The following is a 17,392-nucleotide window of genomic DNA, read 5'->3' as shown; positions in this document are numbered from 1 at the left end:
GCATCCCGGGCCGGTGATCACTCGTCCACCGGCTCACTGCGGCGGACGCGGTCAAGCATGGCCCGGTTCCGGGTTAGACGCGCGTAGAGGGCACCCGTCTCATACCAGTGCAGTAGGTAGGCCTCGGCCAGGAGTTTGCCCGGTGCGGTGTCCTGGCGGCCCCAGTGCGGTGCGGCAGGGCAGGGGGTTACCGGTAGTCCCAGATTGCGTGCCATCGCGCTGGCACGGGCCAGATGGTAGCGGTTCGTCACGATCAGGCAGCGCTGCTGCCCCGGGTACGGGCGGATCAACTCCCGGGCACGTTGAAAGTTCTCCAATGTGTGGCGGGAATCCTCCTCCTGCACGATGCGCCAGGCGGGGATATGGTGCTGTCGGTGGAGGAATTCGGCGCCTGCCGCGGCCTCGGAGCGTTGCGCGGGGTCGGTGATGCCGCCGAGTAGCAGCAGGCGCGCCTCGGGGAACTGATTCGCCAGTCGTGCGGCCCGATCGAGACGCGTCTTGAAATCCGCCGACAGGGCGATCCCCTCACGGCTGTGGCCGGGAACGATGATCCAGGCGCAGCGGTCTGGAAGCGCGGGGCGACCGCTCCCGATGATCAGGACGCGGATCAGCTGCACCACGAGCAACAGGCCGGCGGAGAGGAGCAGCAGGAGATTGGCGAGGGCGAAGGTCTGCAGGGCGCTGCGGTCCCACTCGACTCGGTGCGGCATCCTTCACCTCGGTTGTTGGCTCAGGCTGCGCAGCAGACCCGCCGGATTCAGCCCGCTGCGGACCAAGTGGCCGGCAACCATTCGGATGATGCGCAGGGTGTCGACCGCCGGCCGGTAGTGGCTCGGGCGTGCGTCGGCGCGATAGATTGCGCGGATGGGCACGGAGCGCACACTGTATCCCAGCTTAGCGGCGCGGATCAGGGCTTCGCTCTCGAACACGAAACTGCGGTGGGGGTCGCAGGGGAGATCCAGCTGGCGGAGCAGCGTGGCCGGATAGACCCGGAATCCGGATTGCGTATCCAGGATCGGGTAGCCAGCGGCCCACGAGATCCAGAAGTTCGCATTGCGGTGGGCGAACAGGCGCAGCGGTGGAATCTGCTCGCGGTCCAGCACCCGTGCGGCCATGATCACGCTGCCCGGTTCCTCCCGGGCGGCGTCGAGCAGTCGGGGGAGTTCCGCGACCGGGTGCTGACCATCGGCGTCGAGGGTGACGACGGCGTCCGCGCCCCTGCGCAGGGCTTCCTGGAACCCTCGGTGCAGGCTCCAGGCCTTACCCTGGTTGCGGGGGTTGCGCAGGACGGTGACCGGCACGGAAGCGAGCGCCTCCGGTGTCCGGTCCGAGGAGCCGTCGTCCACCACGATGACCGGGCACTGGCGGGCGGTCTCCGCGGCGATCTCTGCGACGGTGTCGCCATCGTTGAATGCGGGTATCAGAGCGAAAAAGCGCATGGCTGCTGCTGCTCTCCCGGAGTCATGGTCTGCCGACCACGGTCGCCGTCCCGGTTGCCAGGCAGTGACCCTGAGTCTCGATGCGAAAATCGTAGATGAGACTGCCCATCTGGGCGAACTGTTGGGTGACCTCGATCTCCAGATCACCGGCGAGGTCGCTCAGGGTCGCCCGGGTGAAAATCAGGTCGCGGGCCCCGGCAAGCAGTCCCTGACCGAGCTGCTGACCTTGCCGTGCCGCGAGCAGGCCGCCGTGAATGGCCATGGCCTGAGCGCCGTATTCCAGAGCGTGCCAGATGCTTAGCCGACCGTCGCGCGCCAGTGGATGGTCCGCTTGCCGGTGCGACCAGCAGCGTGCCTGTAGCCTTGTCTCGTCCCAGGTCTCGACGCGATCGATCAGGCACATGTCCCCGGCATGCGGCATCAGTCTCTCGACGTCGGATCGCTCCAGCGGGAGGGGGTGATCAGTCATGGTCCAGCTCGTCGTTCCGCCAGTAGTCGTAGAAATTGAACCAGTTGTAGGGCGCATTGCGCGCATGCGCTTCGAGTCGATCCGCGTACCGCTGGATCACCCGCTGTACGGTTTCCGGCGCATCGATCCGGTCGACCTCGTCCTGCCCGACCAGCCATTCAAGGTGTATGTCGTACCGATTCCCGCCGCGATAGATGCCAAAAAACAGGATGATGGGTTTACGGGTCCGGGCAGCCAGGTGAAGCGGGCCCGTGGGCATGCGGGTGGGGTGGCCCATAAAGTGGCAGTTGACTGTACGCCGGCGCGAGGGATCGTCGGTTTGAAGCAGGCGGTCTCCGAGCAGCGCTACCGTGCCCCCGTCGTCCAGCCACTCCTTGGTGCGCAGCAGGGTCTGCGGTGTCCCCAGGGGGATGACGGTCTGCGCCATCTGCGGATTGAGCGCATCCAGCAGGCGCACGATCAGCTGCCCGGAGTCGTAATGCATCAGTACGCGCAGTCGCAGGTCGCCGTACTGCAGGCCAACGGCTCGCAGCGCATCAAAACTCCCGAAGTGGGCCCCAAGCATCAGCGCGCCGTGCCCGCCGTCCAGGTGGTCGCGTACACCGGGGTCTATGTGTAGGCGCAGATCGAATCGCTGGAGATCCCCCCGGGTAAAATAGACACGGTCCAGGATCACGGCGGCGAAGGTGTAGAAATGCCGAAAGACGTGGCCGAGGTGCGGTCGTTCAAAGCCCGCTCTGCGCAAAAACTGACGTGAGGCCTGGCGGGCGTGCCCGGCAGTGAGCAGGAAATACAGGGTGATCGCCGGTAGCAGCGAGCGTGCAAAGGGGCGCCCGACGCGCAGTGCGATCCAGCGGATGGTACGCAGCGCCAGCGGGGATCCGCGCTCCTGCAGGTTTTGCCACTGCCCGGTCATGGGCGAGCGGGCGCCGCCCGGGAAGAGGGAGCGTCGGCTGCGGGATCGAGGTCGATCTGACCGTCGACGACCGCGTGCCCCCCCGCGAGGCAGCGGAAACGGATCTGGTGTCCCTTTCGCGCCCCGTGGATCTGAACCTCCTGGCCGGGGCGGACCATCGCCGAGAACTTCAGGCGGCGTATGCGGGCGGTGTGGAGTGGCCCGGTGCCGAATTCCGCCAGGTACGACATGGCGTGATCGATCAAGACCGAGCCGGGCACGATCGGTTCGCCCGGGAAGTGTCCCGGGAGCGATGGGTGCTCCGGCGGGATTGAGAACGTCCCGAGCAGTTGGAGATCAGCGGTTTGCAAGGGTGGCTCCTTACCTCCGGCGGCAGCGCAAGAGCGTGTGCCCGACCCCGATCGGCTCCTCTTCGTGGTCGATCATCAATCCGGCTTCGTCGATCAGGCGACCGAGCGTATCCCGCGGGTAGAAGCGGCTGGTTCCGTTGACCATGCACGTGAAGTAGAGGGATACGGCGTTGAGGCTGAATCGGGCCGCTTCATGGATCTGCCGATCGGGGCAGAGTTCGACGATGTAAAGGCGGGTTTCGGGATCCATCGCACGGGCGGTCCGGCGCAGCAGTGCCACGATCTCCTCCGGCGGGAAACAGGCCAGGAGCTGGCTCATGACGATGGCATCGGCGCCTCCGGGCAGCTCCCGGCTGTTGTCTCGCAGGTCCGTCGGGTGCAGGTGGGCCCGGTCCGCCTGGCCGGCCGCTTCGAGAGCCTCACGGGCCATCTGCAGTGGACCGGGTAGGTCGAGCAGCGTCATGCAGGCTTCCGGGTCGCGATCGAGGTAGCGCAGCGCCAGGCGTCCGGTGTTTGCGCCGACGTCCATGACATGCCTTGGGGCATCCCGGGCGAGGCGTTCGACCAGATCGCGGAAGGCGTGCTCGGAGTAATAATGATCGAAGCGGAACCAGCTGCCGGCTGCAGGCTCTTCGAGTTCGTGCAGGCCCTCGTAGAGCGTCGACCAGTCGCCCAACGCCGTGAGTCCAGCCGGCCGGCCTTCGCGGATCGCTGTCTCCAGGGCGGGCAGTCCATGGCTGGCGAAGTCCCGCGTGAAATCCATGTTAACCCGGGTCATTGGGTCATGGAGCAGGATGTGCCCCAGGGGGGCCAGGGTGCAGGCCTCCTCCTGCTCGCTGAGGATCTCAAGATCCTGACCGAAGTCGACCAGTACCGCGACCGCGTACTCGCTAAGGCCGGTATCGCGGGCCAGCTCGGCCCGGGTGAGCCCCTCGGCACCGGCGTTCTCCAGACTGCTCAGCAGTCCCGTGTCGCGCATGGTCGTTGCCGCAAAGAAGGCAAATGGCGCAAAGGCGAGCATTTGCGCCCTGGACATGGCCTCTCCGGCCGGCAGACGGGTGTTCGACTTTCGTTTCATGGTAGTGGTCCGGCGCGGCTGGCCGGTTTCGGGGCCGGCCGTTGATGGTTCCGAAAAGCGTGTCAGCTTAGGCGTCGCCAGTCGATCCGTGCAACCGCCCGCCAGAAGGCGAGGGGGTCTTCGGGCCACCCGAAGCGAAGGCAGCGCACAAGGTATTCACCGACCATCGCGCCGGCGATCACGAGATAGTTGATGATATTGGCGAACAGGGACCAGGTCTGGGGGGAAGCCCCAAGCAGCAGCAGAAGGATAGTGTTCAGGGTCAGGGCGCTGCAGAGCAGGGTCCACAGCCAGGTAACGGTGCGCATGTAACGTCGTTCCGCACTGCTGTGGCGGTCGCCGACAATGGCCGTGGCAATCTGTTCGACCAGGGGCTGGCGCCCCGCGAGCAGTGTGCGGCCGAACATCCACGCAACAGTCATGGGGAGCAGTATGGGGGGCGCGTAGAGCGCGACGGGGTGGGCAAGTAGCAGGTCCGCCAATGCGGCGCCGAAGAGAAGCGCCACGGCCGCCAGACTACCGGGGGCTGGTCCCCCGCGCAGATAAAGCGTCAGTGCGGCCAGCACCGCCAGGCCGAGCAGGCTAGCGCTCTCGAAGCCTGCACGGATCATGGCGTGGGACCAGAGGGGGTAGAGGAGCAGGGGGAGCGCCGCTGCAACGGGGCGCTGCAGCGGCGGCCGGTTATCGGGTCCGGTGTTGATCGACATACTTGGCGAGCGAGCGCAGGGAAAAGAAGACCTGCTGATTGTCCGCGTCGTCGGCGCGCAGCTGCACCCCGTAGCGGCGGGAGACCTCCATGGCGATCTCGAGTGCGTCGATCGAATCCAGGCCGAGGCCGTCTCCGAACAAGGGCGCCTCCGGTTCGATGGCGTCTGCGTCGACATCGAGATTGAGGGCCTCCACGAGGGCCTCGGCAAGCTCCTGCTCTGTTTGCGTGCGCTCTGACATGGTGTTCCTAGGGTGTCCTGATGGGGGTTGTCGGGGTGGTTGCGGCCCGGGGGGCCGGGCCGGCCGGGAATGCCCGGCCGGCCCCGGGTCCACGGTAGCGCGCAAGCTTAGCGTCATGCGAGGCCCGCTTCAATGCGGGGGCAGCATCTCCCCGAGCGTTGGCGCAGGGGCGGGGGCGGTTGCGATACCCTCCCGCCCCGCGGCTTGAGCGGGACTGTCCGTCACGGCGGAGTTTGTATTAACCTTCCGCGGCCCCGTATTGGGACATTTTCTTGAATTGGAGGACGAGGATGGCTGGTCGACACAGGTTGTTCCATTGGGGTCTGCCCGGACTGCTCCTGCTGCTCAGCGGCTGCACCCACCATGTCGCCTTCGACGACATTGATTACACGGTGGATCAGGAGCCGCGGGAAGAGCCAACGGAGGTTGTCATCACGGAGGAGCAGCGGTCCGCCGAGGTGCCGGTGCGCTCCGGAATGGCCGGGTTCGCCCATTCGTGGGTTGCGTTTCCAGGGGAAATGCTCGTGCAGGTTGCCGAGGTTGAGGTGCCGCAGGTGTTCTCGGACTCGCAGCTTGTCACCGAGCCGAGCGGCGCGGAAGACAGATATCAGCTGTTTCTGGAGGTCCCGTATTACAGCTTTTCCAATCACCGCGCGACGGTTCGAATGCGGGCCGAGCTGCTCGATGCGGACAAGGAACAGCTTCTGGATCAGACCTACGAGAACCGGGGTGATACCTATGGCGCAAGGATGTTCTGGGGTGGCGCCTTTGGCATGAAGTCGGCCATGCGTAATTCGTCCCTTGAGGCTTATCAAGCGAATTTCGAGCAGCTCCGCGCGGATCTGGAAGAGGCCCTGGACGAGTGAGGTGGTGCGGCGGGCGCGTTGACGGTTGTACAGGGGGCTTGCTAGCCTCACCTCGCACTCAAGCGCCCTAAGTGCAACCCCCGCGAAATCGCGCAACCCGTGGTGCATGAGCCATGAGCCCGCCGCACGACCTGGAGCTGGGCGACCGCGCGCGCACCCTGCTCCGCACGCTGGTGCGTCGCTACATCGACAGCGGCAGGCCGGTCGGGTCGCGCAGCCTGGCCCGTGAAGCCGGGCTGTCCGTCAGCCCAGCCACGGTGCGCAACGTGATGGCCGACCTCGAGGAATTGGGCTATCTGGTCTCGCCGCACACCTCGGCCGGTCGGGTGCCGACCGATCGGGGCCTGCGCTTCTACGTCGACTGCCTGCTCCAGGTCCAGCCCATCGAGGGCGACACCGTCGAACAGCTCCGCCGGCGTCTGGTTCGCGACCGGGAGGAGGGGGCGGAGGAGCTGGCCGACTCCGCCTCGGACCTGCTCTCGCAGTTGACCCGGCTGGCCGGTGTGGTGACCCTCCCGCGCTGCGACTGGGCGGTGCTGCGCCACGTGGAGTTCCTGCCGCTGTCCGACCGTCGCGTGCTAGCGATCCTGGTGATCAATGAGCGGGATGTGCAGAACCGCGTCATCCGCACCGAGCGCGACTTCTCCGAGGCTGAGCTTCAGCGCATCGCCAACTACCTCAATGCGGAGTTCGCCGGCGTAGAGCTGCCGCGCGTGCGCCAGCGCCTGCTCGCCGCCATGCAGGCCGATCAGCAGCGGCTCGACGAACTCATGCGCTCGGCGGTGGAGGTCGGCGAGAAGGCCCTGGCGGAGGAGCAGGACGACGAGGGGTACGTGGTCGCGGGTCAGACCAATCTGATGGAGTTCGAGGAACTCTCCGATGTGGACCGGCTGCGCCAGCTGTTCGAGGCCTTCACGCAGAAGCGTGACATCCTCCACCTGCTCGATCGCTGCGCGCGGGCCGATGGCGTCCAGATCTACATCGGCCAGGAGGCCGGTTACGAGGTCTTCGACGGTCTCTCGCTGGTGACGGCCCGTTACGGGGTCGCCGGTGAGGCGGCCGGGGTGCTCGGGGTGATCGGGCCGACCCGCATGGCCTACGACCGGATCATTCCGATCGTCGACATCACCGCCCGATTGGTCGGCTCGGCCTTGAATCCGCCGCGCTAGATCCCCACACCTGTGTCCAGGCAGGAGGCAGTGCACCCGGTGGCCGCGCTTGGGGCGCCCGGTGATGGGCTGCCAGTAACCGTTTTCCGGCTCAATCCAGCGGAGCAGCCATATGACTGATAACCAGCGACAGAGCACGACCGAGGAGCAGCCCGAGGTGCGCGGCGACGCGCAGGCAACCGCCGAGGCGTCGGAGCAGAAGCACACCCGTCAGGCCTCGGAGGCGCTCGAGGGCGAGCTCCAGAGCGGCGAGTCGGCGAGCGAGGGCGCCGCGGCGGACGAGGCCGGTACCAGCGCCGAGGACCTGGAGCAGCGTATCGAGGAACTCGAGAACGCCCTTGCTGACGCCGAGCGGAAGGCCCAAGAGAACTGGGATCAGGTGCTGCGCATGCGCGCCGAGCTGGAGAACGCGCAGCGCCGCGCGGAAAAGGATGTCGACCAGGCCCGGCGGCAGGGGCTCGAGAAGGTCTGCGGCGATCTCCTGCAGGTCAAGGACAGCCTGGAGATGGGCGTTCAGGCGGCCGAAGACGCCGAGGCCGATCGCGAGAAGCTCCTCGAGGGCTCGCAGTTGACCCTCAAGATGCTCAATAAGGTCTTCGAGCGCTTCGAGATCGAGGAGATCAACCCGCTGGGCGAGCGTTTCAACCCCGACTACCACGAAGCTATGGCGACGCAGCCCAGCGAAGAGCAGGAGCCGAACACCGTGCTCCACGTGGTGCAGAAGGGCTACCGCCTGCAGGATCGCCTGCTGCGCCCGGCACTGGTGGTGGTGGCCAAGAAGGCCGACGGCAGTGCGGGCAGCGGTGGCTCGGTGGACGAGACCGCCTAAAGGCACGCGATTCGGCGCGATTCAAACCGGGCCCTTGAAAAAGCCGATGGGGCACCGCACTTAAGGGGCAGAAGGCAATCAGGCCCGGACAGATTCAACGGTTAGCAGGAGCGAATTATGGGTAAGATCATCGGCATCGACCTGGGCACGACCAACTCGTGCGTGGCGGTCATGGAGGGCAATAAGACCCGCGTGATCGAGAACGCGGAGGGCGATCGGACCACCCCGTCGGTGGTGGCTTTCGCCGAGGATGGCGAGGTGCTCACCGGCGCCCCGGCCAAGCGGCAGTCGGTCACCAACCCGGAGAACACCATCCATGCGGTCAAGCGCCTGATCGGCCGGCGCTTCGACGAGGATGTCGTCCAGCGCGACATCAAGGAGATGCCGTACAAGATCGTCAAGGCGGACAATGGCGACGCCTGGGTCGAGGCGCAGGGTAAGAAGATGGCGCCGCCGGAGGTCTCGGCGCGCACCCTGCAGAAGATGAAGAGCACCGCCGAGGACTACCTGGGTGAGGAGGTCGCCGAGGCAGTGATCACCGTCCCGGCGTACTTCAACGACTCCCAGCGCCAGGCCACCAAGGATGCCGGCAAGATCGCCGGACTCGAGGTCAAGCGCATCATCAACGAGCCGACGGCGGCGGCGCTGGCCTACGGCCTGGACAAGGAGGGCGGCGACAAGAAGGTCGCGGTCTACGACCTGGGCGGCGGCACCTTCGACGTGTCGATCATCGAGATCGCCGAGGTCGACGGCGAGAAGCAGTTCGAGGTCCTCTCCACCTCCGGCGATACCTTCCTGGGGGGCGAGGATTTCGACAAGCGGATCATCGACTACCTGATCCAAGAGTTCAAGAAGGACCAGGGCATTGACCTCGGCCAGGATCACCTGGCGCTGCAGCGCCTGCGCGAGGCGGCCGAGAAGGCCAAGGTGGAGCTCTCCTCGAGCCAGCAGACCGAGATCAATCTGCCCTACATCACCGCGGATCAGAGCGGTCCGAAGCACATGGCCATCAAGCTCACCCGGGCCAAGCTCGAGTCGCTGGTCGAGGACCTGGTCGAGCGCACCATCGAGCCGTGCAAGACCGCGCTCAAGGACGCAGGCCTGGCGGCCAGCGACATCCAGGACGTGATCCTGGTCGGTGGCCAGACGCGGATGCCGAAGGTCCAGGAGAAGGTCAAGGATTACTTCGGCAAGGATCCGCGCAAGGACGTCAACCCGGACGAGGCCGTGGCCGTGGGTGCAGCGATCCAGGCCGGTGTGCTCGGCGGTGACGTCAAGGACGTTCTGCTGCTCGACGTCACGCCGCTGTCGCTGGGCATCGAGACCCTCGGTGGCGTGATGACCAAGATCATCGAGAAGAACACCACCATCCCCACCAAGGGGACGCAGACCTTCTCGACCGCCGAGGACAACCAGACCGCCGTGACCGTCCACGTCCTGCAGGGCGAGCGGGAGATGGCCAAGGACAACAAGTCCCTCGGTCGTTTCGATCTGACCGACATCCCCCCGTCGCCGCGCGGTGTGCCGCAGATCGAGGTCGCCTTCGACATCGACGCCAACGGCATCCTCAACGTCTCGGCCAAGGACAAGGCCACCGGCAAGGAGACCGGCATCGAGATCAAGGCCTCCTCCGGGCTGACCGAGGACGAGATCGAGCGTATGGTCAAGGAGGCCGAGGAGCACGCCGAAGAGGACCGCAAGCAGCGCGAGCTGGTCGAGGCGCGCAACCAGGCCGAGAACATGATCCACTCGACCCGCAAGACGCTTTCGGATCTCGGCGAGCAGGTCGGCGATGCCGAGAAGCAGGAGATCGAGAGCGCCATCAGTGAGCTCGAGCAGGTCAAGGACGGCGAGGACAAGGAGGCCATCGAGCAGAAGACCCAGGAGCTGGCGACCAAGGCCGGCGAGCTGGCGCAGAAGGCGTACCAGCAGTCCGGTGGCGGCGAAGAGGCCTCCGCGGGTGCGGGCTCCGGCGAGGCCGCGTCGGGCGAGCAAAAGGAGGACGTGGTCGACGCCGACTTTGAAGAGGTCAAGGACGAGGACGGCAACTCCCGCAAGTGAGCCGCAGCCGGGGGGGGGGGGGGGGGGGGGGGGGCCCCCCGGGCCCCCCCCCCGCCAGAGCGGAGGCGCAGGGTGGGACACCCTCCTGCGCCTTTGTCGTTACCGGGTGCTGAAACGCGGAGCAGCCTATGGCGAAGCGTGACTACTACGAGGTGTTGGGGGTCAACAAGAACGCCTCTGACGCCGAGATCAAGAAGGCCTACCGGCGCATGGCCCAGAAGTACCATCCGGACCGCAATCCGGGGGACGAGGAGTCGGCCGAGCGCTTCAAGGAGGTCAAGGAGGCCTACGAGGTCCTCTCGGACGCGCAGAAGCGCGCCGCCTACGACCAGTTCGGCCACGCCGGGGTGGATCCGTCCGCCGGCGGTGGCGGGCCGCGCGGCTACGGTGGTGGCGCCGGACCGGGCGGTCCCGATTTCTCGGATATCTTCTCCGACGTTTTCGGGGATATCTTCGGCTCCGGGGGTGGCCGCGGCGGCGGCCGCAGCCGGGCCTTCCGCGGTGCCGACCTGCGCTACACACTCGAGCTGAGCCTCGAGGACGCGGTGCGCGGTACCGAGGAGCAGATCCAGGTGCCCACCCACGTCGAATGCGACTCGTGCAAGGGCTCGGGCTCCCGGGCCGGCTCCAAGCCGCAGACGTGCCCGACCTGTAAGGGCCACGGCGACGTGCGCGTGCAGCAGGGATTCTTTTCCATCCAGCAGACCTGTCCGCGCTGCGGCGGCGAGGGCGTTGTGGTGACCGACCCGTGTCCCAAGTGCCGGGGCCGGGGTCGGGTCGAGGACCGCAAGACCCTCAGCGTGCGCATCCCCGCCGGCGTCGATACCGGCGACCGCATCCGCCTCTCCGGCGAGGGCGAACCGGGCGAGCGCGGTGGTCCGCCGGGTGACCTGTACGTCCAGGTCGCCGTGCGCGAGCATGAGTTCTTCGAGCGTGACGGGGCCGACCTGCACTGCCAGGTACCGGTGGACATCGTCACCGCGGCCCTCGGCGGCGAGGTTGAGGTGCCCACCCTCGACGGCCGCGTGAACCTGCGCATCCCGCCGGGGACCCAGCCCAACCAGGTGTTCCGCCTGCGCGGCAAGGGGGTCAAGCCGGTGCGCGGCAACCGCCAGGGCGACCTGCTCTGCCGGATCCACGTCGAGACGCCGGTCAACCTGACCAAGCGCCAGCGTGAGCTGCTCGAGGAGTTTCAGGCGACCCTGCAGGACACCGGAGGCAAGCACCATCCGCACACCTCGTCGTGGCTCGACAAGGTCAAGCGCTTTATCGAGGAGTGGCGGATATGAGCCTGGGCATCGGCATCATCGGGGCCGGCGGCCGCATGGGCCGTATGCTGATCGATGTGGTGCACCGGCAGCCGGGGGTGCATCTGGCCGCCGCCACCGACCGGCCCGGCGGCGAGGCCGTCGGTCGGGATGCCGGTGAACTCGCCGGGCAAGGGGCGGTGGGCGTGACCGTCGGGGACGACATTGCGGCCGCCGTGTCTGCCTCCGAGGCTGTGATCGATTTCAGCCTCCCCGAGGCGACGGAGGCGGTGACTGCTGCCTGTGCGCAGGCCGGCCGCCCGCTGGTACTGGGGACCACGGGCCTCGGCGAGGCCCAGCGCGAGGCGGTGCGGCAGCTCTCGGAGCAAGTGGCGGTCATGCACGCGGCCAACTATTCGACCGGAGTGACGCTGCTGACCGCGCTGGTCGAGCAGGCCGCCCGCGCCATCGGTGAGCACAGCGACATCGAGATCATCGAGGCCCACCACCGCCACAAGGTGGATGCCCCTTCGGGTACTGCGCTTCGGCTCGGCGAGGCGGCGGCCGATGCCTTGGGACGTGACTTGGGGCAATGCGCCGTCTACGGCCGCGAGGGCTACACCGGGGAGCGCGACCGGCGGGCCATCGGCTTCGAGACGATCCGTGCCGGCGACATCGTCGGTGAGCATACCGTGCTTTTTGGCGGGGACGGTGAACGGGTCGAGCTCACCCACAAGGCCTCGAGCCGCACCACCTTTGCCGTCGGCGCCCTGCGGGCCGCCACGTGGCTGGTGGAACAACCGCCGGGGCTCTACGACATGCGCGATCTGATCGGCGTGTGAAGGCCTGAGCACGGGGCGGCCGCTCGGCCGCTCCGTGCTCAGGCAGCCGAGCGCTTGGCGGGTAGCTCGGCCTGGTATCGGCGCAGGAAGTAGTCGATGGTCTCGGTGCGGATCTGGATCGATCCGCCGGGGCGGTTCTCGTCTAGGTCCTTGAAGCAGAAGTAGGGTGTTCCGGATTGCTCGATGATCGCCTCGATCACCGAGTAGATCGGGGCGTCGTGGCCGCACTTGAAGTTCGACAGCTCCACGGCCACCAAGTTGGGGTGGCGGGCGATGAACTTCGCCGCCCAGAGCTTGCGGGAGCTGTGCTCTGAGAAGTCGTGCTTCCAGACGTCGTCGATGGCCAGCGCCGAGCGCATGGCGCCGGCGCGCACCTCGGCGCCGAAGAGCTGCTCGAGCGTGGCCGGATCGCGGGGCAGGGCGTCCTGCCACAGGATCGGGTAGCCCTTGCGCTGCAGATCATCGAGGATGCCGTGGTTGATGCCCGGATCGTTGTGGTAGGGCCGGCCGAGGACCCCGATACCCACCCGTCCTTCCTGCTCCAGCCGCTGCAGCGTCTGCCGCTGTTCGGCCTCCATCCGCTCGTGGAAGGCGTGCAGGGCTGCCAGGCCCTGTTCCGCGGCGCCCCTTGACTCCCTGGCGCTGATGCCGAGTTCCTCTCCCCAGTCGGCGCGCATCTGTTCGGCACACAGCGCCGCGTCGTCCAGGTTGACCAGGGTCTTGCGGAAGCGGATCCCGTGCTCGGCGAACACGTCCCCCTCGCGGCGGAAGGCGGCGTGGGTGGCTTCGGCGGTGCCCGGCACCGTCGGGCACGCCTGGGCGGCGAGTGCGCCGTCCAGAGCGCCGGGCAGACTCTTGATCATCGGGAAGAAGATGTGGGTGAGCGGGCGCCGGCGGTGTTTGCGGGTAAGCAGGTTATGGACGTGCGGGATGCCGAGCTTGCTCGGGAAGCACGGGTCGATGCTGCCGCGGTTGGCGCCGCGACGGTAGAGTTCCGGATCGGTGTAGTCGGAGAAGACCAGCGCCCGTTCGGGGACGCCGAGCGCTGTGAAATAGCCGAGGAAGAAGGGCGCGCAGCTGTAGAGGTTCAGGACCCGGGGGATACCGATGCGCACCTGACGGCGATAGGCCATCGCCGCCCGGCGGCGGGCCGCAGGGCGGCCCAGCGGGCCGGGCAGGCGGGTCTGTGGCAGCGGGTCGGCGACCCCTTCGACCTGCGGGGTGCGGAAGACCTCGCGGGCGGCGCGGTCCAGGTGATTCGGATTGCGCTCGGCGTCGCGATCGAGCGCCGCCTTGATGCGCTGCATGGTGTCTTTGTCCTCGACCTCGCCCTGCTCGCAGGAGGCGATGATTACGCGCCGGAAACCGGGGGCCAGGGGGACCGAGGTCCGGGGTGGCGTATCGGCCCCGGTTGCCGGCTCGGTGACGTCGCCGGTGGCCACGTCGATGAAGGTCCGCAGGCAGAGGTTGCGGCAGAAACGACACCGTGTGCGCTCGTCGCGGATGGTGTGGTGTTGGAGGCGGCGCGCGCGTTCGAAGCCGATGAACGTCGAGCGGCGGTGCTCGCTGCGGTGCAGTCGGCGGGCCTCGAGCCCCGCGCCGATCGCCCCGGATTCACCGCAGTGGCGGTGCACGCGGATGTCACACTCCGCCCCCACCTGCCGGAAGCGCTCGCGCAGGTAGTCCACCTGTGCCTTCACGGCGGCGAGGTTGTGCTGCGTTCCCCCTTGTAAGACGAAACGCCGTCCCAGATCCGCCGGGTTGGGCTGCTGCGCCACATAGAGCCAGATGTTCTTCGGCAGGACCGCCGCCAGACCGGCGAGGATCTCGTGGCGCTGCCAGCCCTTGCGCTGGAAGTCGACGATGTCCGACTGCAGGAAGACCGCACAGCCGTGGTTGAACACGGGCATCGCCTCCGCGCTGAGCGCGGTCTCGGCGTAGTCCTCGAGCTCGATGCCAAAGGCGCGCGCGGTTGCCTGCAGGAAGTAGCCGTTGCCCGCCGAGCATTGGGTGTTGAGACGGAAGTCGCGGACCCGGCCGTCGCGCAGGAACATCAGCTTGATGTCCTGGCCGCCGACATCGACGATGCAGTCGGTCCCGGGGTGCTCTTTTTCGCAGGCGTGGGCGTGGGCCACCGTCTCGACGACCGCGGTATCCGCATGCAGCACGTCGCGCAGGATATCCTTGGCGTATCCGGTGGTGCCCACACCGAGGACTTCCAGTTCCGCCCCTTGGCGCAGGACGGCGGTCTCCAGTTCGGCGAGCAGGGCAACGGCGTCCTCGATGGGGTTGCCTCCGGAGAGTCGATAGGCCTTGGCGAGGACCTCGCCGTCCGGATCCAGCAGGACGCCCTTGGTGGAGGTGGACCCGGCGTCGATCCCCACATAGCCGGTCACCCTTTCGCCGGGGGAGAAGCGGGCCGGCTGCCAGGGTTGCGGCTGGAACTCGCGCAGAAACGTTTCCAGCTCGGCGGAATCCTGGACCAGGGGCGGTGCGCCGCCCGGGCGCCGCCCGCCGGTGCGCTGCTCCGTCAGCCAATCGTCCAGCACGCCCGGCCCCGGGTAGCGCCCGGCGTCCGGGTCATCGGCCAGCTCGCTGCGCCCGAACGCGACCGCGCCGAGCGCGGCGAAGTACTGGGCCTGCTCGGGGACGTGGACGGCTGCCTCCAGCGGCGCGTTCCAGTCGACGCCTCGCTCCTCCCAGAGGGCCTGGATGTGGCTTCGCCAGCACTCCTGAAGGCCGCGGATGTAGGTGTTCGGCCCGCCGAGCAGCAGCACCCGGGGGTGGAGGGTGTGGCCCCGGGTCAGGACGGAGAGGTTCTGCTGCACGATGGCCTCAAACAGTGAGGCCATCAGTTCCTCGGCGGCGACCCCCTGCTTCTGTAGGGAGTTGATATCGGTCTCGGCGAAGACCCCGCACTTCCCGGCCACCGGGTGGACGGTGTGGCCGACATAGCCCATGTCGCCGAGCCGCTCCGGCGCGATGGTCAGCTTGGCGGCGATCTTGTCGATCACGGCGCCGGTGCCCCCGGCGCACTTGTCGTTCATGGCCGGGATCTTGCGCTTGCTGCCGTCTTCCAGCGACTTGAAGACGATGATCTTGGCGTCCTGGCCACCGAGCTCGACCACGCTGCCGACGTCGGGGAAACGCGACTCGACGGCCAGCGACACGGCGTGGACCTCCTGCACGAACCGCGCCCCCAGGGCCCGGGCGACGCTGCCGCCCCCCGAGCCGGTGGTGAACAGCCGCAGGTTTTCGCGACGCGCCGCTGGGATGGCTGCCTCGATCCGGGCGAGGAAGTCACGCACGGTCTCCAGCTGGCGCGTTTCGTGGCGGCGATAGTCGTGCCAGAGCAGTGTATCGTCGGCACCGTCGATGACGACGGCCTTGACCGTGGTGGAACCGACGTCCAGGCCGACCAGGATCGGGGCGTGATCAGCGGGGCTGGGCATGACGGGGCTCCCCGGGCTGGTGCTCGGTGGCGGCGTGGCGGGGCGAGTCCGGGTGGCTGGCCATGCGATCGGCCAGGTGATGGACGAACCGTGCCGCCCGGCAGATCGCCCCGCCGGTTTGGGGGATCGGGTAGAGCGGGCTGCGCAGCTGCGGGCGTTCGGCGATGTAGGCGCGCAGCGTGTCCAGGTCGGTGCCGCGGGCGGTCAGGGCGTCTTGGAACTCGTTGCGGGCGGACTCGCGCGCCTCGCCCAGCGCCATCTGTGCCCGCGAGTAGGCGTTGATCTCGCCCTCGCCGGAGGTCTCGATGGGCAGGAAGCGGATATCCGGATAGTCGGCCTGCACGGCTGCCTGGGCCCCGTCGGACTGGGTCGAGGGCATGCAGCCGAAGGGCTTGAGCGAGAGGGTCATGTGCGCCAGACGGTTGCGGTGGTAGTAGAGCGTCTTGGCCACCTCAAGGTGTCCCTCGCCACCGGTGATGCGCGGGTGGTAGTAGGGGCGGCCGAGACGCTCCAGGGTGCGCTGGTCGGCCAGCGGGGCTGCACAGTTACCGAGGGCGGCGCGCATGCGGTCGTACTCGCGATGGAGGAGCCGGCCGATCTGCTCGATCAGCCAGTGGCGCAACCGTGTGGTGGTGGCCCGCAGTAGGGCGCGGCCCGTCCGGACGTGAGCCGCCGCCTCGGCCGCCCGGGCCTCATCGAGCTGGCCGTGGAGCCCGTGGCGCATGTAGTCGACCCATCCGGCGACCGGTTCCACCTGGATCTCGGCGCCTTCCCCCTCGAGAAACTCGAACATGCGGAAGTTGCCGTCCCCCTCGGTGGTCTGCGCCCAGAACTCGCCGGTGACCTTCACCAGGGGACGCGGGCGCAGGTAGTCCACCTCGAAACCCGCTTCGATGATCCTGCGACAGCGGGACAGGGCGGCGGTGCAGGTCGAATCCCGCAGGCGGGTGAGCAGGCGGGCGGCATCCTCGGCACTGGACAGGGGGGTCACGGCGGCCAGCAGCCGGGCCGTGGCCGTCACCCGGGGATGCGGCCGTCCCTGGCCGAGCGCCCGCTCGCACTCGCTCAGGCAGGCCTTGAAGGTCCGTTCGGCCGCGGAGCTATCGGTAGCGTAGGGGCGCGCCCGGTAGAAGACGGCATTGAGCACGTCGGCCATGAACAGGGCGTCGAGCACGGCGATGTAGAGACCAAGGTCCACGGAGAGTCCGTCTCCGTAGCCCTCGTCCGGGTGGCCATCGCCGCCGCCCTTCTTGTCGAAGGCGATCACCCGGAACCCCGGATAGCCGGCCTTGGCCAGGGCCTGCCGGTACTGCGCCTCGTACATCCCGAAACGGCAGGGCCCGCACGAGCCCGGCGTGACGAAGACGTACCGGTCCGTAACTTCGTCCCGCGCGAGGTTGCGCTCGGCTCGGCGCCGTTCGAGGTGGTTGATCAGGGCGCCGGCGACGAAGTAGACCGGATTGCACTGGCCGTTGTTGCAAAGCTCCCGGCCGGTCTGCAGATCGCCGCGCTCCGGCGTGGGGATCGCCTCGGCATGGTAACCCAGACCCCGCACGGCGGCGGTGAGCAGCCGATCATGAGCGACGCTGAGACTGCCGAAGAGCAGGGTGACCCGGTCCCGTTCCTCGCGGGTGAACGGCCGCTCGGCGGGGCGCCGGTAGTGACGCCTCGCGCCGTCCTGCGGGTGCGTCGGCGGGCTCGGTTCCATGGGCCACTCGCGTACCGC

The 17,392-nt window shown here is 67.8% G+C and carries 16 protein-coding genes; 6 read left to right on the top strand and 10 right to left on the bottom strand.

Annotation, left to right across the window (positions count from 1 at the left end; all coding sequences use genetic code 11):
* Nucleotides 1-17: 17 nt before the first annotated feature.
* From LRA98_RS02220 to LRA98_RS02190, 8 genes are all read right to left on the bottom strand, one after another.
* Nucleotides 18-710, bottom strand: coding sequence for a YdcF family protein (locus LRA98_RS02220; RefSeq protein ID WP_238633010.1), 693 nt, complete (start codon nt 708-710; stop codon nt 18-20).
* Nucleotides 711-713: 3 nt separating this feature from the next.
* A complete protein-coding gene (locus tag LRA98_RS02215) occupies nt 714-1,439 on the bottom strand; it encodes a glycosyltransferase family 2 protein (protein ID WP_238633011.1) in 726 nt (241 codons plus the stop codon).
* Nucleotides 1,440-1,461: 22 nt separating this feature from the next.
* Nucleotides 1,462-1,908, bottom strand: a complete 447-nt coding sequence (locus LRA98_RS02210) for a hypothetical protein (protein ID WP_238633012.1) — start codon at nt 1,906-1,908, stop codon at nt 1,462-1,464.
* The gene (locus LRA98_RS02205; RefSeq protein ID WP_238633013.1) at nt 1,901-2,824 is read right to left on the bottom strand and encodes an LpxL/LpxP family acyltransferase; all 924 of its coding nucleotides are present in this window, start codon (nt 2,822-2,824) and stop codon (nt 1,901-1,903) included. Before LRA98_RS02205 ends, LRA98_RS02210 begins: the two co-directional genes overlap by 8 nt.
* Nucleotides 2,821-3,174, bottom strand: a complete 354-nt coding sequence (locus LRA98_RS13205; RefSeq protein WP_238633014.1) for a hypothetical protein — start codon at nt 3,172-3,174, stop codon at nt 2,821-2,823. Before LRA98_RS13205 ends, LRA98_RS02205 begins: the two co-directional genes overlap by 4 nt.
* A 10-nt stretch (nt 3,175-3,184) precedes the next feature.
* Nucleotides 3,185-4,210: an SAM-dependent methyltransferase gene (locus tag LRA98_RS02200; protein WP_238633015.1), complete on the bottom strand. Its 1,026-nt coding sequence runs from the start codon at nt 4,208-4,210 to the stop codon at nt 3,185-3,187.
* A gap of 104 nt (nt 4,211-4,314) precedes the next feature.
* Complete coding sequence (locus tag LRA98_RS02195; RefSeq protein ID WP_238633016.1) at nt 4,315-4,959, bottom strand: hypothetical protein; 645 nt, start codon at nt 4,957-4,959, stop codon at nt 4,315-4,317.
* Complete coding sequence (locus tag LRA98_RS02190; RefSeq protein WP_238633017.1) at nt 4,934-5,200, bottom strand: phosphopantetheine-binding protein; 267 nt, start codon at nt 5,198-5,200, stop codon at nt 4,934-4,936. Before LRA98_RS02190 ends, LRA98_RS02195 begins: the two co-directional genes overlap by 26 nt.
* Nucleotides 5,201-5,490: 290 nt before the next feature.
* Between LRA98_RS02190 and LRA98_RS02185 the strand changes: the two genes are divergently transcribed.
* From LRA98_RS02185 to dapB, 6 genes are all read left to right on the top strand, one after another.
* Nucleotides 5,491-6,066, top strand: coding sequence for a hypothetical protein (locus LRA98_RS02185; RefSeq protein ID WP_238633018.1), 576 nt, complete (start codon nt 5,491-5,493; stop codon nt 6,064-6,066).
* Nucleotides 6,067-6,179: 113 nt separating this feature from the next.
* Nucleotides 6,180-7,235: a heat-inducible transcriptional repressor HrcA gene (gene hrcA / locus LRA98_RS02180; RefSeq protein ID WP_201170617.1), complete on the top strand. Its 1,056-nt coding sequence runs from the start codon at nt 6,180-6,182 to the stop codon at nt 7,233-7,235.
* Between the two features lie 112 nt (nt 7,236-7,347).
* Nucleotides 7,348-8,064, top strand: a complete 717-nt coding sequence (grpE, locus tag LRA98_RS02175) for a nucleotide exchange factor GrpE (RefSeq protein ID WP_238633019.1) — start codon at nt 7,348-7,350, stop codon at nt 8,062-8,064.
* Nucleotides 8,065-8,181: 117 nt separating this feature from the next.
* The gene (dnaK, locus tag LRA98_RS02170) at nt 8,182-10,125 is read left to right on the top strand and encodes a molecular chaperone DnaK (protein ID WP_238633020.1); all 1,944 of its coding nucleotides are present in this window, start codon (nt 8,182-8,184) and stop codon (nt 10,123-10,125) included.
* A 128-nt stretch (nt 10,126-10,253) separates the two neighbouring features.
* Nucleotides 10,254-11,414 carry a molecular chaperone DnaJ gene (dnaJ, locus tag LRA98_RS02165; protein WP_201170613.1) on the top strand — a complete coding sequence of 387 codons (1,161 nt, stop codon included), beginning with the start codon at nt 10,254-10,256 and terminating at the stop codon, nt 11,412-11,414.
* Entirely contained in the window at nt 11,411-12,214 is an 804-nt protein-coding gene (gene dapB / locus LRA98_RS02160) for a 4-hydroxy-tetrahydrodipicolinate reductase (RefSeq protein WP_238633180.1), read from the top strand. Before dnaJ ends, dapB begins: the two co-directional genes overlap by 4 nt.
* A gap of 38 nt (nt 12,215-12,252) precedes the next feature.
* On the opposite strand, the gene LRA98_RS02155 is transcribed toward dapB, so the two are convergent.
* Nucleotides 12,253-15,666, bottom strand: coding sequence for a BadF/BadG/BcrA/BcrD ATPase family protein (locus tag LRA98_RS02155; protein ID WP_238633181.1), 3,414 nt, complete (start codon nt 15,664-15,666; stop codon nt 12,253-12,255).
* Nucleotides 15,650-17,374, bottom strand: coding sequence for an activator of (R)-2-hydroxyglutaryl-CoA dehydratase (locus tag LRA98_RS02150; protein WP_238633182.1), 1,725 nt, complete (start codon nt 17,372-17,374; stop codon nt 15,650-15,652). The genes LRA98_RS02155 and LRA98_RS02150 overlap by 17 nt, the downstream gene beginning before the upstream one ends.
* Nucleotides 17,375-17,392: the final 18 nt, after the last annotated feature.

It is taken from the genome of Halorhodospira sp. M38 (assembly GCF_022227985.1).
Classification (GTDB): Bacteria; Pseudomonadota; Gammaproteobacteria; order Nitrococcales; family Halorhodospiraceae; genus Halorhodospira; species Halorhodospira halophila_A.
This window is presented reverse-complemented; position numbering and strand designations above follow the sequence as displayed.

What these genes read in the sequence shown, in the direction of transcription:
- LRA98_RS02155 (WP_238633181.1), bottom strand. Translation starts at nt 15,666, where the DNA reads ATGCCCAGCCCCGCTGATCACGCCCCGATCCTGGTCGGCCTGGACGTC.
- LRA98_RS02195 (WP_238633016.1), bottom strand. Translation starts at nt 4,959, where the DNA reads ATGTCGATCAACACCGGACCCGATAACCGGCCGCCGCTGCAGCGCCCC.
- LRA98_RS02200 (WP_238633015.1), bottom strand. Translation starts at nt 4,210, where the DNA reads ATGTCCAGGGCGCAAATGCTCGCCTTTGCGCCATTTGCCTTCTTTGCG.
- dnaK (WP_238633020.1), top strand. Translation starts at nt 8,182, where the DNA reads ATGGGTAAGATCATCGGCATCGACCTGGGCACGACCAACTCGTGCGTG.
- dnaJ (WP_201170613.1), top strand. Translation starts at nt 10,254, where the DNA reads ATGGCGAAGCGTGACTACTACGAGGTGTTGGGGGTCAACAAGAACGCC.
- LRA98_RS02215 (WP_238633011.1), bottom strand. Translation starts at nt 1,439, where the DNA reads ATGCGCTTTTTCGCTCTGATACCCGCATTCAACGATGGCGACACCGTC.
- LRA98_RS02150 (WP_238633182.1), bottom strand. Translation starts at nt 17,374, where the DNA reads ATGGAACCGAGCCCGCCGACGCACCCGCAGGACGGCGCGAGGCGTCAC.
- LRA98_RS02190 (WP_238633017.1), bottom strand. Translation starts at nt 5,200, where the DNA reads ATGTCAGAGCGCACGCAAACAGAGCAGGAGCTTGCCGAGGCCCTCGTG.
- hrcA (WP_201170617.1), top strand. Translation starts at nt 6,180, where the DNA reads ATGAGCCCGCCGCACGACCTGGAGCTGGGCGACCGCGCGCGCACCCTG.
- LRA98_RS02185 (WP_238633018.1), top strand. Translation starts at nt 5,491, where the DNA reads ATGGCTGGTCGACACAGGTTGTTCCATTGGGGTCTGCCCGGACTGCTC.
- grpE (WP_238633019.1), top strand. Translation starts at nt 7,348, where the DNA reads ATGACTGATAACCAGCGACAGAGCACGACCGAGGAGCAGCCCGAGGTG.
- LRA98_RS02205 (WP_238633013.1), bottom strand. Translation starts at nt 2,824, where the DNA reads ATGACCGGGCAGTGGCAAAACCTGCAGGAGCGCGGATCCCCGCTGGCG.
- LRA98_RS02220 (WP_238633010.1), bottom strand. Translation starts at nt 710, where the DNA reads ATGCCGCACCGAGTCGAGTGGGACCGCAGCGCCCTGCAGACCTTCGCC.
- dapB (WP_238633180.1), top strand. Translation starts at nt 11,411, where the DNA reads ATGAGCCTGGGCATCGGCATCATCGGGGCCGGCGGCCGCATGGGCCGT.
- LRA98_RS02210 (WP_238633012.1), bottom strand. Translation starts at nt 1,908, where the DNA reads ATGACTGATCACCCCCTCCCGCTGGAGCGATCCGACGTCGAGAGACTG.